Source organism: Klebsiella sp. EMBS2024 (assembly GCF_036233805.1).
Taxonomy (GTDB): Bacteria; Pseudomonadota; Gammaproteobacteria; order Enterobacterales; family Enterobacteriaceae; genus Klebsiella; species Klebsiella pneumoniae.
This window is the reverse complement of the sequence record NZ_JAZARW010000001.1, coordinates 3,607,407-3,622,251: the sequence shown is the minus strand read 5'-3', so window position 1 is coordinate 3,622,251 and position 14,845 is coordinate 3,607,407. Positions and strand designations below refer to the sequence as shown.

Here is a 14,845-nt window from a genome sequence, read left to right as displayed (position 1 = left end):
TGCCTTCCCCTATTGGGAAGGCATTTTTGTTACTGCCCTCGATAGCCGCCGCCCAGGGCTTTGATCAGGGTAATGTCGGTGCTTAGCCGCTGGGCCTCAATGTCCAGCAGCAACAGCTGCTGGGCGAGGACCGCCCGGCGGGCTTCTTCGGCGGCGTAGCGGCTGAGGAGGCCGCGCTGATAATGAGCGCGAGCGCTATCGGTGGTGGTCTGCGCCGCGGTGACTTTTAGCTGCTGCAGCGCGCGCTGCTGATTCAGGTCGTTAAGCTGGCTGGAACTGATGGCGACATCGCGAACCGCATCCAGCACCGCCTGGTTGTACTGTTTGATCAGGATGTTGCTGGCGGTGCGTACCGACTGCAGATTAGCGTTCAGACGACCGCCGTCGAAGATCGGCAGATACAGCCCGGGCAGCAGGTTGATCTGCTGGAAAGAGGACTTAAACAGATCCCCGACGCTCAGGGCGTTATAGCCCCAGAACGCTTTGATATCAAAATGGGGGTAGAAAGCCGCTTTCGCCGCATCGACCTGGCTCAGGGAGGCGGTGACGTAGCCGCGCAGCGCCTGCAGGTCCGGACGGCGGGCCAGCAGCTCGAAAGAGAGCGACGGCGGCAGCTTCTCCTGGAGCGCCGGCAGCGCCACCGGATGGATGGCCGGCATGCTCTGCGCATCGGCGCCGATAAGCGCCCGCAGGGTTTCACGATACTGGGTCAGCATCCCCTCGGCGCTAATGATTTGCTGGCGAGCGGCGAGCTGTTCGGCCTGGGCGTTGGCCACATCCACACTGTCTTCCAGGCCGCGCCGGGTCCGGTGCTCGTGGGCTTCCACCGAGAATCGGGCAATGCCCTCNAGCTCCTGCAGCAGCGCGATTTTCTGGAACGTCGCCTGCATGGCGAAATAGAGCTGCGCCACGCTGCTGGCGATGTCGAGCTCAATGCCGGCGGTCTCCGCCAGCCGGGCGTTTTTCTCGCCAATAGCGGCGGCGACCCGTGCGCGATCGGCCCCCCAGAGATCGATATTCAGCTGCGCCCCGACGCCAACGGTATTCAGCGTATACCAGGGGCCGTTTTTATCCACCGGCAGGGAGTATGAGTAGGGCCAGCTAAAGGATTTGTCGGTGATCCGCAGGCGGTTTTGCGCCGCGACGGCGGTGGCCTGCAGGCCCATCGCCGACCGGGCGAGTTCCACCGTGGACTGCGACTGGGAGATGCGCAGCCGGGCGGCCTGCATGGTCGGCGAGTTCTGCAGCGCCCGGTTGATCAGCATATTGAGCTGAGGATCATCATAGGCCTCCCACCAGCGGGCGGCCGGCCAGTCGCTGTTCGCCAGGTGGATCACCTGCGCCAGCTGGGCCTGCTGCGGATTGACGATGGCGACCTGGGCAGGCTCATCCTGGATCAGCGCGCAGCCGCTGAGCAGCGTCAGCGTCAGGGTAAAAAGAGTGCCGCGCAGGCGCGCGGAGAAAGGAAGGATCATCATGACGTTTTAGCCTGTTGCTCAGTCGCTATCGGTGTCGGCCCCCAGTCGGGCAGGGCGGCCAGCGCGGCGGCCAGCGCCGGGCCAAAGGGGTTAGTCAGGTCGGCGGTCAGCTGTTCGCCAGGCGCCGTCGCCTCCTGTTCGATACGTTCAGCGTAGCGCCGCAGCTGTTCGGCGCAGCGCGCCAGGGTCGGGTCTCCCGGCGCGGCGTTGAGTCGGTAGCCTTCGCTGAGGCGGGCGATCTCCTCGGCCTGGGCGAGGGTGGCGCGCATCGGCCAGTCTTTCGCCTGGGGCCAGGGGTGAGCATACGTGCCCAGCGGTTCTGCGCGAACCCGGTGGATCAGCGCTTCGCTGTCGGTGAAGGCGACAAGCAGGGGAGCCAGCGGAACCGCCTCCTTCGGGGCGGCGAGGCAGTCCGCCAGCCGGCGATAAAGTGCCGCAAGGCGGGTTTTCAGCTGCGGCGCTTCGCTGTCCGGCCAGAGATACAAATGAACAATGGAGGAGACCAGCACCCCGAGCAGGATGCCCAGCACCCGATCCCGCAGCTCGGTGAGGTTCGTCAGCGGAGCAAACCAGCTGAGAAAGGCCAGCGCAAAGGTGAAACCAATCTGGATCCCGGCGTAGGCGATACGCTCCGAGCCGGCGGCAATCCACGCCGCCAGCGCCAGCACCGGCAGGGACATCGCCAGCAGGCCCGTCAGCGAATCGGTCCAGGGCTGGACAAAGACGATTAACAGCAGCGCCAGCAGGGAGGCGAGCAGCGCCCCGCCGATGCGCAACCATGTCTTTTGCATCGTGGCGCCCAGCCCGGGTTGGGCGACGATCACGCAGCTCAGCATAATGGTATGTAGACCCTGCCAGTCGGCAGCGGTATAGAAGACATAGCAGATTAGGGTCGCCAGCAGGGTCTTGAGCGCAAAATGGAGATATGCCGGGTTGCGCCAGGCGTCCGGCGCCAGCAGGGGCGCCTTCTCCACCTCACCCTGCGGCAGGGCAACCGGCTCACCCTGCGCCAGCCGCTGCAGAGTGGTAGCCATCTCCTGCAGAACAGCGCGATTGACGCCGCGACCGCTGAGCGTCAGGGGAGGAATAGCGCCGTCAAACGGCCCCTCGCTAAGGGCGTTCTTCAGCTGAAGTACCGCCTGCGACAGCTGCTGGCGATCGTCACTATCCGCCTCGTCTGCTTGCAGCAGGGCCGCCAGCTGGTAGCAGCGCAAAGTGGCGGCCAGCCGCGAGCGCCAGGCCAGGGGATCGGCGGCGATCTCCGGTGTCGCCCGGCTGGCCTGGGCGAACAGCGACTGCAGCTGATTGAACTGCGCGGCGGTCTCGCCGAAGGTCGGTGGCGCTTCAGCGTCCGGGGCCGCCAGCCGCCGGGCGACCTCGTGCAGCATCCCGGCCAGGCTCGCCTTAAACTGGTTACCGGGAAAGGCCTGCTGAAAGCAGGCGTTGACCAGCAGGGTGACGAGGATCGCGGTGTTAATCGCCACCCACAGCCAAAGCAGCAGCCGCACCAGGATCTCGCTCTGGCTGGTCATCGACGGGAAGGTCTGAGCGTAAATCACCGCCAGCGCCACCACGAAAAAGGCCAGTCCCAGCTTGCCCAGCACCCGCATCAGATAGAGGGCGCAGAAAAAGAGCGCCACGGAGGCCGCCAGGCGGATCAGCGGGTAGTCATAGGTCCACTTGATGATCAGCAGCACGCCGCCGAGCGCCACGGTGACGGTGACAAAAAAGACCACGCTGACCAGCTTAATCATCAACACGTTAGGCTGGCTGACGTAGAACACGACGATCAGCGCAACGGCCAGGAAAGGGATCTGCAGGGTCATAAACAGGGTGATGAGCACCGCGCAGCTTAGCGTCAGGCGCAGCGTGTAGCTGGCGCGTCCCGGCGCGTCGCGCAGTTCCTGGCGTAAAAAATGGGCGAGAGGAAACATAGCGTCGCCCGGCTACGGCTGCAGCACGGCGCTGGCCGAGGCGCCCATGCGGAACAGTTCCGGGTCGGGATCGCTGACGGCGATTTTCACCGGGAAGCGCTGCGAGACGTGGACCCAGTTAATGCTTTTCTGGATCAGCGGCAGCCCTTCGATGACGCTCCCACCTTCGGGCAGGACCCCGGAGCCGACCGAATCCACCACCCCGTTAAAGGTCCGGTTGTGGTTGGTCATCACGGTGATCCGCGCCGCCACGCCGGGGCGCACGTTGTTCAGGTCGGTTTCGCGGAAGTTCGCGATCACATACCAGCGGTCGTCATCCAGCAGGGTGAAGACCGGCTTCAGCGCCGAGGCGTACTGGCCGACGGTGGTTTTCAGCGCCACCACCACGCCGTTGAACGGCGCGCGCACTTCGGTAAATTCCAGATGCAGTTCAGCGAGGGCGATTTGCGCCAGGACCCCGGCGCGTTGCGCCACCATGGCATCCACGCCGGTCACGGCCGCCGAGGCCTGTTTGGCCTGCAGCAGCGTGGCCTCCAGCTCCGCCCGCGCCGCTTTCTCAGCGGTGCGCGCCTGATCGAGATCTTCCTGGGAAGCGAACCCCTGCGGCACCAGCGGCTCAAGGCGGATACGCGTGGAGGTGGTCTGCTTAACCAGCGCTCTGGCGCGCTCGACGGCGGCCGCCACCGACTGGGCGTTATACTCTTGCGCTTTGATGGTGCGCTGGGTCAGCATGATCTGCGCGTCGAGGGTCGTCAGCCGGGCTTTCGCGTCATCGAGCATTGCCTGATAGGGGCGGGGGTCGATGCGGAACAACAGATCGCCTTTTTTCACCCGCTGGTTATCGCGAATGGGCATCTCCACGATGCGTCCGCTGACCTCGGGCACTACATCGATGGTATCGGCATAGACATAGGCGTCATTGGTCTCCGGCGAGGTTTGCAACTGCCAGATAACGAGGATCAGCGCCAGGATGGCGGCAAGGACCAGCGCCAGCAGAGGCCACTTTTTGCGTAACAGGGAAGTGCGGGAAGTTGTCATAAGCGATCAGTGAACAAAAAACAGAAACCACAGCAACGTGGCGAACAGGAACATCAGCGCGACGTAGCTGAAGACCAGGGGAGAAAAGCGCGGCTGCCAGCCTTTACGGGTAATCAGGATATGGCAGGGGATCAGTAAAAACGCACCGCCCAGTAAGCAGAAAAACCAGCCGGGAAAAGCAGCGCCCAATACCGGGATCTCTGGCGAAAGTGAGCAGCCGGAAAGCGGCAAGACGAGCAGTAACCGCGCCGGGCGGGCGATGGTGGCAATATGATTCAATGGAACATCCCTGAGTGATCATACCAGTGTGTCATGAGTGTAATCGCCTCGTTGCGGGAATGAAAGTCAACCGATCGTTGACTGCGGGATCCTTGCGCGATGGGAGAGCATGATGTGAGGCGTCAATTCCCGCGCTTGCGCATAGTCAGCCGCCACGGCGAGGGCTATGCTTAGCCTGAAAGATAAAAACGACCGAGGCAATGTCATGGATAAGGAATTACTGGAAGCCGGCTACCGGGCCTACACCGGGGAGAAAATCGACGTCTACTTTAATACGGCGATCTGTCAGCATTCCGGGAACTGCGTGNGCGGCAGCGCGAAGCTCTTCAACCTGAAGCGTAAGCCGTGGATTATCCCGGATGAAGTGGATGTCGCGACGGTGGTAAACGTGATTGATACCTGCCCGAGCGGCGCTCTGCAATATCGTCATAAATAAGCGAGGAGAAGATGGAAATACTGGAAGGGCATAACAAATTTTATGTTAACGACGCGCAGGGAAACCAGGTGGCGGAGATTGTTTTTGTTCCCACCGGCGAACACCTCAGCATTATCGAACATACCGATGTTGATCCCAGCCTGAAAGGCCAGGGCGTGGGGAAACAGCTGGTGGCGAAGGTAGTGGAAAAAATGCGCCAGGAGCAGCGGAAGATTATCCCTCTCTGCCCGTTTGCCAAACATGAATTCGATAACACCCGCGAATACGACGATATTCGCGCATGACGTACCGGCACCGGTGCTAACCGGTGCGCTTTTCTCGCACCCTCAACGATCCGCCGGATCGCGCTGGTGGGAAAAGCGGCGGATCAGATCCGGGAGATGTTCGCGCCGCATCGGTGGTGAAAACAGATAGCCCTGGAAGCGATCAATCCCCAGCGATTTTAACTGCGTAAATTTCGCCAGTGAATCCACCCCTTCCGCCACACAGCGACTGTCGCTTAACTGGCAGTAGTAGGCCAGGCTTTTTATTAGCGCAAGCGCCTTTGGATCGTGCTGGGCGTCGTTGACGATGCTCATATCCAGTTTATACGCATTGAAGTGCAGTCGACGCGCCGGAAAGATAACGCTCCCCTGAGAAAAGCAGTCGTCCAGCATCACGCGTACGCCAGCACGTTGCAGCTGCGCCACGTGGGCGGCGGAGCGGCTCTGATGGCGAAAATCGATAGTTTCAGCATATTCCAGCACCAGCCTTGTCACGCCCTCTGGCTGCCGAAGCTGCTGGCGAGCGGCTTCCACCATCCGCAGCAGGCTGTCACTGTCGGCGAGCGAGGAGGGTATGTTGACCGAAAAATAGAAGGTGCCTGGATACTCATTAATATTCTGCACGGCCTCCTGCAGAACAAAGGCCGTAAGCAGCAGCCAGGTGTAGTCGGCGCGGAAGTGCGGTAGAAAGGTCTGGGGGTGAAGTACCTGGCCGCGGTGGCGCCAGCGGATCAGGATCTCCACCCCCTGTAGCTGTGAGCGACTATCGACGATAGGTTGAAAAACCGGGAAGACCTGGCGATCGTGAATCGCTTGTACCCATTCCTGTTCAAACGCCGTCAGTGCGTTTGCGGGTGAGCGCGGCAGCAGCGTGCGCGGAAAGCGGGGGGCCAGATGCGGATGACATTCCACCAGCTTTTTCACCCCAGCCAGCCGCTGGGTGTAGAGCGTTTTCTGGCTCAATCCGAGACGTTGGGCCTGCTCGCCTATCGTCTGCCCTTGCAGCAGGGCGAGGATCACCTTGAGCTCGGCGTGGGTCAACCCGACGACCCGTTTTCCGTGGATCAGGGCGGCTTCGCCGGCAAGCCGCTCAAGCCGCGGCGCATTCTCCAGCCGATGGGCCAGCTCCGCGCAGGACAGATCGGCGGGGGCAGTATGGACGTTGCGCAGACGATCCGGATGACTCACCTGATAGAGCAGCGTTTGCCACAGCCAGATGGCCGGGCTGCGGCTCAGAATCAACATCGGTAACGGCGGCAAGGCCTCGTCGAGCAGCCTTGCCGCCTGGCGCAGCGTGGTGAGCATCCACAGGGGATCGTCAGGGAGATACACCACGATCCGCTTCACGGCAGCCAGCTCGCGCAGGGACACGCCCTCGACCGGCAGCTCAACGGGCCGCTTCGCGGCGTTCAGCATCAGCTGGCTCAACCCGCGGGCGGCCAGCGAGCAGGGCGAGAGGATATAATCGGTCATCATTGATAGACAAAGGTGATGCCGATGATCGACTGCACGTTGCCGGCGGTAACCTGGCCTGTGGTCCGGGCATAGGTGGCCGTCAGGCCGAGGTTGACCGGCGAGGTGCCGACGGTGCCCAGCGAGACCGTGCTGTTCGCCGGGACGGCGCTGCCGTTGCGCGTCAGCTGAACGCCTATCCCCTGCGCCGGCGAGGCGGAGGCGGTATTGGTGAAGATCGCGTTGGCGCTGTCCGCGGTGGTGCCGGAGAGGTAATACCCCAGCTGCTGGCTTTGCGCGCAGTGGACGGTGAGCGGCACGGCCATCGATCCCGGGTAGTCGGGGAGGGTGACGGTGACATCGCGGGCGGAGACATCGCAGCCGCCGGTAGGGACCACCACGTCGTTGTTGGCGTAAATGTTCCAGATGAACTGGAAGGAGTCGCTATTGTAGTTGTTGGTCTGATGCAGGATCAGCACCGCGATTAACGATCCTGCGGTGATGGCCACTCCACCGGCAGTGCTCACCGGCGTCAGATACAGGACGGCCGGCCAGGGTTTATCGGTCCGTGAATCATAAATCACCCGCGCGGTTTCCGTGGTGGTCGGGAACGGGTAAGAGGTGCCGTTATATTTCACGGTGCCTGAAAAACTCGACAGCACACCGCCATAGGCGGATCCGCGCTGCAGGGTCACGTAGTCGGTGATCGTTTCCGGATAGTCGTTATGGCAAAAAATCTGCGTGGAGAGGTCGACCACCAGGTTTTGCCCGACGTTCACCGCCGGGGTCAGGTTAACGTAGACGTTGGCTGACCCGCCGCCGATGGGAATCGTCGCCCCGGTGGCCGTTTTGCAGGCAAAGGACCAGGCGTTCATCGACCAGCCCAGCAGCNGGGTGGTGAACAGGGGGATTATTTTTTTCATCATGATGCTCTCCTGGCTCAGGCGTAGGTATAGGTGACGTTAATCACCGCCTGAATGGTGCCTTGCGTGGCGCCGCCGTTGACGGACAGCGCCCTGACCTGCAGCGGGAAGCGAGCGGACTGGCTGGCCTCATCCACCTGTACCGACTGGCTGCTGCCATTGTTCAGCGTGGTGCCGTCCTCGTTCTGCAGTTCGAGCTGAATATTGCCCGCCGTTCCCTGGTTTTTGTAATAGCCGGTGCTGTCCGCCGTTCCGCTGAAGGTGGCTTTCACCCGTGAAGTACCCACGGGGCAGTTGCTCAGATCCAGCGCCACGCTGTGCCAGGCCGATGCCGAGCCCGCACCGATCAGGCTAAAGGTATAGAGATCGCCCAGCTCGACGGTGGCATTGACGGTGGAAACCGTGCAGGGTCTGGCCACCACCTTGCCGTTGACGGTGAGAGTGACGTCGGCCGCCCGCAGGGAAGCGCTCGCGGTTAACAGGCCGGCCAGCAGCCAGCCCACATGAGTCCATTTCATTTCAGCCTCCGCTTACTGAAATTCCAGGGTGAATATCGCTGTCGCATTGACATGCCCGGCGGTGACGGGCACCTGAGTGGCCATCAGCCGGGCGTAAAAGTTGAGAATATTGGTCTGGCCCGGGGTCAGCGTGGTCCAGGTCATGGTGGATGACGGCGCATTGACCGGCAGCCGGGACTGCTGCTGATCGAGAATTTCCACCCCCATTCCTGCCGCCGCCGAGGCCCCGGCATCGAGTTTTAACAGGCTGGTGTTGATGCTGTCCGCCACGCCGGTGAAACCGACCTTCACCGCGGTGACGGAAGTGCCGCAGGGCGACAGCACGATGCGGAACGGCACCGGCGGCGTCGTCGCCCCAACGGCATAAAACTGCTTCGCGGCGTTATCCTGTAAATCGACAGTAAAATCCTTCGATTCGCCGGCTACCGCGCAGGCGTTATCGCGGACATAGCCGCTGATGGCGATCGTGCTATCGGCGGCAAGCGCAGCCGGTGCGCCCAGGGTGAACAGGGCGCCCAGCAGATACTGCAGTGTTCTCATCATGATCTCCTTAGCGGCACGCGACCGAAAGCTGACTGAGCGCCTGCTGCTGGCTCTCCGGCGGCAGACGGTAATCGGCCACGCACTGAGCGTCCGGGCCATCGCCCCATTTCACCCGCACTTTGCCCGCCAGCGCCATCCCGCTCAGGTAGACCTGGCCGTTGTCCGCGACGATGCTGCCGCTCTGGTTGCTGTCGCCGGTGGCGAGGGCGCCAAACGGCACCGGTTTGCCGCGATGGGTCAGCGTCATCAGGATCTTCATCCCCACCTGGGCGTTAAAGTTGGCGCGGACAATCGCCCCATGGGTGGGCACCACGCTGACCACCGCATCGTCAAGGTCGACATTGTCCGCCAGGGTGTTGGTATCCAGCGCGATCCGGTTTTCGCGATACTCAGTGGCATAAGGCAGGACGGCATACCCGCGCCAGTCGGTGCGTACCCCGGTCTGGTTTTCCACTTTCACGCCGCCGGCGCCGGGGGCTTTCACCAGCACCACGGTATCGTTTAACGGTTGGCTCAGGGTGATGCCGTTGGCGTGCGCCAGCACGCCGCCGCTGACCCCGTAGTAGAGCTGTTTAAAGCCATCGCTGCGGCTGTAGCCGACGTTGGCGTTGCCGTAGCCGCCGCGGTAGTTGAGGGCGGTGTAGCCTGTGCTCCCGTTGTCGCCGTTGCCGCCGCCGGCATAGCCGGTCTGCACGCTATAGCTGAGGTTGTTGTCTTCCAGCAGGGTGCCGTACAGGCCCGCCAGATTGGTCATGCGGCCATTGAGATCGTGCGACAGGCTGTAGCTGGCGCTGGCGTGCCGCCAGACCGAGCGGCTGTCGGAACGCAGCCAGTGGCTGAAGGGGATATTGATATTGATCGCCAGCATTTGATCGCGCCCCTGCTGCCAGGCGTTTTTTGTCAGGCTGTAGCTTAGCGACCAGTTGATATCGTCCACGGCGGCGTTGAGGCCGGCCTGCAGCTGCTCATCGGCATCGTCGGTGCCCCAATAGGTCTGGTGGCTACCGCTGAGATAGAGGGTGGCGGTGCGCCCCAGCTGCTGAGTCACGCTCAGCTGCACCTTGCCGCGCTTGCTGTAAGCCAGATTGTAGTAGTCGGTAAATTTCGGTTTTACCTGGATAACGCCGTCCTGGGTTTCCACACTGTAGCCGCTCATCCGGCGGTAAGTGGTATCGGCAAAGTTATAATAGCCGCGGGTAGAGTAGCGGTAGCCCACCAGCTGCAGGTTGGTGCCGGTCTCATCCAGGGATTTGTTATAGAGAAAACGCACCGACTGCCCCTGATGTTCGCTGTCGTCAGCCAGGGTGGCGTTGGCCTGAGTGATATCCAGCGACAGGGCGCCGAAATAGCCCATGTTTTTCCCCACCCCAAGGTTAAAGGCGCGATAGCGGTCTGCCAGCTGGGTGCCGCCGTAGAGCGTCCAGCCTGCCGGCAGGCCATGCATGGCCGTGCCCTGGAAAAAATCGGGCGTTTCCTGCTGACTGTTGCCGCTGCGGTACTCCCCGGCGGTGAGGGCGAAGCGGGTATGGCCTTCACGCTGGAGAACCGGCACCGTTGACCAGGGCACGCTGAAGACCTGGCGGGAGCCATCCGCTTCTTTGATCGTGACCTGCAGATCGCCGCCATTGCCCGCGGCGTAGAGATCGTCGATGGTAAATGGTCCCGGCGGCACTGTGCTCTGGTAGATTTCGTAGCCGTTTTGCCTGATTGACACCTGCGCCGTGCCGCGGGCGATCCCGTGGATCACCGGCGCAAAGCCTTTCTGGCTGTCCGGTAGCATATTGTCGTCGGAGGCCAGCTGGGCGCCGCGGAAGTTGATCCCGTCGAAGACATCGCCGTTGGTGTAGCTGTCCCCTAGGGTGAGTCGCGAACGCAGAGGCGTGATGTCCCGCTCAAGCCAGCTGTTAACGTGCTGCCAGCGATTCTCGTTGGATGAGGTGCTACCGCCGCTGCTGTAGCTCCAGGTGCTGTTATCGCGCAGACGCCAGGCGCCAATGTTCAGGCCGCTCTGTAGATTCAGATAGGCGTAACGGCTGCTGCCACCTGTGGTGTTATGGGCGTTATTGCCCGTGAAGTTATAGTTTATCAGCCCGGCGGTGATACCGTTATCCCACAGCTCCGGCGGAATATAGCCGCGCGCATGGTTACCCATAAATGCCTGGGGGACGGTGAGGTACAGGCGCTGCTGTCCGACGTCGAAGCGTGTGGTAGCTTCGCTGATAAGCGTGGTCAGCGGCACGCAGGCCGTGCTGTCCAGCGTCGCCATGCCCGGCACCCGACCAGTATCCACACCCATGCTCGCCAGCTGGCCGCGCGTCAGGCAGGGTGACAGACCGTGACCCTGGGCATCGGCCTGGAAAGTGACGTCCCGGGTGGTCATAAAACCATTGTTGAGATAAATATCGACGCGATAGGTGCCTGGCGGAACCTCCTGGCCTTTTTCAAATCCCGACAGGTCAGCCACCGCCGCCGGATCGTCAGCTAAAAAGCGGGGGTTAAAATAGAGGTCCGCCCGCGCGGCAAACGGCTGTGAGCAGAGCCACAGCGCCAGCGCCGGAGATACCAGGCGCCGGGCAGTTCGGCAACCTAAATGATCCAGTCCATATTTCCGATGTGACATTATCCCTCCGGTCCGACGTTGCCCGGCTGTCATTGCTTCTGGTCATGCGCAGCGTGTCCCGCGCGGCGGGGCGCTTCTGGGTTAGCGCAGCACGCCATTCATTTTCGGCGTCAGCGCGCCGTAATCATTAATCGTGCGATAGGTGATGGTGTTCCCGGCATCCGCGGGTAGCTTGACGCTGGTTTTGCCCATCGGCGGTACGAGGGCGTTCTCCAGAATGCGTGTCCCGGCGTTCAGTTCGGTCACCGTCAGGTAATAGGGGGTGGGGTTCGTCAGCGTCAGCGACGATCCGCTACGGCTAAAGGTCAGCTTTTCCGCCGCTTGATCCGGAGGCAGGGCCAGTTTTCCCGGACGGTAGTAGAGCTTGATGCGGCTGATAATCGCCAGCTGCAGGGTATTGTCGCTGAGCTTTGATTTATCCATCGAAGGGATCGCCTTCACGTTCATCCAGAACAGACTTTCCCGATCCTGCGGCAGCTGGTTATTGGTGGCGTCGATAATGCGCAGGGTGTTCTCTTTTTTACCCTGCATGGCAAACAGCGGAGGAGTGATGACAAACCGGCCGTCTCGCTGACCATCGGCATTTTCCACCCATGACTGAATAAGCCAGGTACTGTTGTCATCATTATTGGTCACCGCGAGCTGGACCTGCTTCTGTCCCGCCGGGTAGATAACCCGGGTCGCGCCAAGCGCAACGCCCGCCTGCGCGCTGGCGCTAAAGATACTGGCGGCGAAAAGCACACATCCTGCCAGTAAGCCATGCGCCATCGTTGCCGTTTTTCTCACATTATCTCCTTGTCTGCTCACCGTGTTGTCCTGTTTGTCTGCGGATTAATTACTGATAGGTCAATGAGAACCAGGCCTGGGCATTGGCTGCACCGCCGGTGACCTGGCGTCCGGTCGCCCGATATTTGGCGACGAAATTTAGCGTCGTCGGTCCGCGGTAGAGTGATATCCAGCGATCCGCTGGACGATTGAGCGGGAGCTGCTGGCCCTGGCTGTCGAATAGCGCAATACCGATCCCACTGGCGATCCCCGGACCTTCACCCACCGACAGCACGTCGGGGTTTTTTCCATCAGCCACGCCGTGAAAGGTCACACCCACATGCTGGCTGACCGCCGTACTGCAATCCTGTAAATGAATCGCGAAAGGGATTGGGTTGCTGTCTTCGCCGACAGCATGAAATCGATTACTGCTGATCTGCCCCAGATTGACCGTCATCTGCCGATCGCCGGCTTCGACGCGGCAGGAGCTCGCCATTATCAGGCCCTGAAAACGCATGCTGCCCCCCGGCAGCGTGACGTTCCAATGATTACCGGCCAGCGCCAGCGGAGGCAGTAGCAGCAGCAGACCAGATTTCATTCCCTGCATCGTTTCACTCCGGTTGAAAATAGAGAGCGGGCCCTCCTGGCCCGAATAGCTTCCCTGCCTGACTCGGGTCTTACTCGTACTGCACTTTGAACGTGGCATCCGCGTTCGCTATACCAGCCGTCGCTGCGCCGGTCGCGTAGTAACGTGCCTGGAACGGGATGATGTTGGGGCCGTCATTCAGCGTGGTCGCAGCACTGAAGGTGGCGCCGTCCAGTGCCAGTGGCGTACCGGTATTGTCGAGGATCTGCACGCCGACGTTGGTTGCGCTGCCGGCGGCAGAGTTTTGCAGGGCCAGAACGGTGGTATTGCTGCTGTCGATGGCCGTACCGGCGAAGGCGACGGACGCTTTGGTGGCTACCGTAGTGTCGCAATCATCCAGCTGGATGTTGAAACCGACGGCCGAACTGGTGCTCCCCGCCGTGGCCAGTTTCGCGGAACGCACCTGGCCTAACTGAACGGTTTGATCGATAGAGCCGGCATCCACCGCACAGGCCGCATTAACGACTTCTCCTTTAAAATGCACGGTCCCGCCGTTGACCGTGGTGGTATCGGCCAGAGCTGCCGTGGAGCTCAGTGACAGGGCTGACACAACAATCATTGCCAGTGTTTTGATTTTCATACTGTTTTCCTTTGAACGATGTCGAAATAACGAACCGGATTGGCAGCCGTTGTGCCTTCCAGGCATTTCAGATTTCAGCCGAGTGGTCCGGCTGCCGGCTCTGCACAGTTTTCGCCCAACCGATGAGACAATTGGGGCCATTTTGACTCGTTGGGATAAATGATCTGTATTTTGTGTCAATTTGGTATTCTTTAGTTTTAAATTCTGCCAAATTTGGTTTTTATGGTAATATAATCTGGTGTGGTGGGAGGGGGTGCGAAAGGAATAGCGATGGCGTTGGCGACGGATCGCCGGTGCAGCAGAGATATGGTTAGAGAAAATTGAGTAATTGCAGGTTTAAAAATAGATAATAATCAATGAGATATGATTTTTTTTGCGGAAATATGGCGCAGTGAGTTGCAAAATATGTCAAAACATTTTTATGATATAAACAGTTTGGCCCCAATTGACCTGTTCGTTATTTTTTTAATTCTTTAAAATCAATCTGTTATTTCATTTTTCGTCTTCTGGTCTTTTTCCTCTAAAAGATTATTTCTTTCCCAGATGCCAGCGAAACGTGCCGCATTACTGGCGGTGTAACGTACTGTGTGACGAATATTGCGATGTCCTAGATAATCCTGTATCAAACGCGTATCTGTCCCTCTTTCCGCCAGTTCATAGCCGCAGGCGTGACGCAGCATATGGGGGTGAGTGTGCGTGACGGTACCCGCATTTTCCCCGGCGGAGCGAATAATACGATACGCCTGCTGGCGGGAGAGCGCGGTGCCGCGGCGGGAGATAAACAGTGCGTCCGTTTTGTCCGCCGCTTTCCAGCCGGCACGGACCAGGCTCCAGCGCTCAATCGCCTCGCGCTCATCAAAACGCAGTGGATGAATCGTCGAAAAACCATTCTTTAATCGCCGCACATTAACCCGCCCTTCATGGAGATCCAGATCGTGATAATGCAGATCCAGCAGTTCGCTAATGCGCATGCCATGGCGAAAGGCCAGCAGAATGAGGCAGTAGTCCCGTTCGCCGGTAGGGCCCTGACGAGCAGCCTGCATCATGGCCTGAACTTCTTTGGCGGTTAGAAAACGACGTCGGTTCACAATAGTTGCTCCTGAAAATAGGTATGAATGACCGTCACAGCGAAACCATACGCCATGACGAAATAGGTTCTGTAATGCTAAAACGGTACAGGGTGAAGATGATTAATCACGAATTGATAACATATTACATTGCCAGACACTAAAAATATCGTCGGGTGATAATTCTTAATTTTAAAGATTTTAATCATCGGCTCAATAGTATCTGTGCGGGTTGCCGCCAGGTATATAAAATGAAAGGATATTTTTCACTACCAGCCGTTATTAAAAACACAGCCGCGGTAA

General features: G+C 60.1%; 15 protein-coding genes. 2 read left to right on the top strand and 13 right to left on the bottom strand.

Going from position 1 to position 14,845, the window contains the following annotated elements; genetic code table 11:
* Nucleotides 1-29 precede the first annotated feature (29 nt).
* Genes VZP09_RS16645 through VZP09_RS16630 form a run of 4 tightly spaced genes read right to left on the bottom strand, consistent with a single transcriptional unit; the run spans nt 30 to nt 4,729 of the window.
* Nucleotides 30-1,478 carry an MdtP family multidrug efflux transporter outer membrane subunit gene (locus VZP09_RS16645; RefSeq protein ID WP_032420557.1) on the bottom strand — a complete coding sequence of 483 codons (1,449 nt, stop codon included), beginning with the start codon at nt 1,476-1,478 and terminating at the stop codon, nt 30-32.
* Complete coding sequence (gene mdtO / locus VZP09_RS16640; RefSeq protein WP_032433596.1) at nt 1,475-3,412, bottom strand: multidrug efflux transporter permease subunit MdtO; 1,938 nt, start codon at nt 3,410-3,412, stop codon at nt 1,475-1,477. The genes VZP09_RS16645 and mdtO overlap by 4 nt, the downstream gene beginning before the upstream one ends.
* 12 nt (nt 3,413-3,424) lie before the next feature.
* A complete protein-coding gene (gene mdtN, locus VZP09_RS16635) occupies nt 3,425-4,450 on the bottom strand; it encodes a multidrug transporter subunit MdtN (RefSeq protein WP_004174502.1) in 1,026 nt (341 codons plus the stop codon).
* A gap of 6 nt (nt 4,451-4,456) precedes the next feature.
* A complete protein-coding gene (locus VZP09_RS16630; RefSeq protein WP_002916204.1) occupies nt 4,457-4,729 on the bottom strand; it encodes a YtcA family lipoprotein in 273 nt (90 codons plus the stop codon).
* 205 nt (nt 4,730-4,934) lie between these two features.
* Here VZP09_RS16630 and yjdI point away from each other — a divergent pair, with 205 nt between their 5' ends.
* The gene (yjdI, locus tag VZP09_RS16625; RefSeq protein WP_328795291.1) at nt 4,935-5,165 is read left to right on the top strand and encodes a 4Fe-4S mono-cluster protein YjdI; all 231 of its coding nucleotides are present in this window, start codon (nt 4,935-4,937) and stop codon (nt 5,163-5,165) included.
* Nucleotides 5,166-5,176: 11 nt separating this feature from the next.
* Complete coding sequence (locus VZP09_RS16620; protein WP_002916201.1) at nt 5,177-5,449, top strand: GNAT family N-acetyltransferase; 273 nt, start codon at nt 5,177-5,179, stop codon at nt 5,447-5,449.
* A gap of 42 nt (nt 5,450-5,491) precedes the next feature.
* Here the strand turns inward: VZP09_RS16620 and VZP09_RS16615 are convergent, their stop codons facing one another.
* The 9 genes from VZP09_RS16615 to fimE form a co-directional block, all read right to left on the bottom strand.
* A complete protein-coding gene (locus tag VZP09_RS16615) occupies nt 5,492-6,904 on the bottom strand; it encodes an EAL domain-containing protein (RefSeq protein WP_064173529.1) in 1,413 nt (470 codons plus the stop codon).
* Complete coding sequence (locus VZP09_RS16610; protein ID WP_328795494.1) at nt 6,901-7,803, bottom strand: fimbrial protein; 903 nt, start codon at nt 7,801-7,803, stop codon at nt 6,901-6,903. Before VZP09_RS16610 ends, VZP09_RS16615 begins: the two co-directional genes overlap by 4 nt.
* Nucleotides 7,804-7,820: 17 nt before the next feature.
* A complete protein-coding gene (locus tag VZP09_RS16605) occupies nt 7,821-8,306 on the bottom strand; it encodes a fimbrial protein (protein WP_004229447.1) in 486 nt (161 codons plus the stop codon).
* 27 nt (nt 8,307-8,333) lie between these two features.
* Complete coding sequence (locus VZP09_RS16600) at nt 8,334-8,861, bottom strand: fimbrial protein (protein WP_020804149.1); 528 nt, start codon at nt 8,859-8,861, stop codon at nt 8,334-8,336.
* Between the two features lie 10 nt (nt 8,862-8,871).
* Entirely contained in the window at nt 8,872-11,484 is a 2,613-nt protein-coding gene (locus VZP09_RS16595) for a fimbrial biogenesis usher protein (protein ID WP_004900404.1), read from the bottom strand.
* Between the two features lie 81 nt (nt 11,485-11,565).
* The gene (locus VZP09_RS16590) at nt 11,566-12,252 is read right to left on the bottom strand and encodes a fimbria/pilus periplasmic chaperone (protein WP_004144024.1); all 687 of its coding nucleotides are present in this window, start codon (nt 12,250-12,252) and stop codon (nt 11,566-11,568) included.
* A gap of 67 nt (nt 12,253-12,319) precedes the next feature.
* Nucleotides 12,320-12,856: a fimbrial protein gene (locus tag VZP09_RS16585; protein ID WP_004174507.1), complete on the bottom strand. Its 537-nt coding sequence runs from the start codon at nt 12,854-12,856 to the stop codon at nt 12,320-12,322.
* Between the two features lie 70 nt (nt 12,857-12,926).
* Nucleotides 12,927-13,475, bottom strand: a complete 549-nt coding sequence (gene fimA / locus VZP09_RS16580) for a type 1 fimbrial major subunit FimA (protein ID WP_002916190.1) — start codon at nt 13,473-13,475, stop codon at nt 12,927-12,929.
* A gap of 479 nt (nt 13,476-13,954) precedes the next feature.
* On the bottom strand, nt 13,955-14,563 hold the full coding sequence (gene fimE / locus VZP09_RS16575) for a type 1 fimbria switch DNA invertase FimE (RefSeq protein ID WP_002916189.1): 609 nt from the start codon (nt 14,561-14,563) through the stop codon (nt 13,955-13,957).
* Nucleotides 14,564-14,845 lie beyond the last annotated feature (282 nt).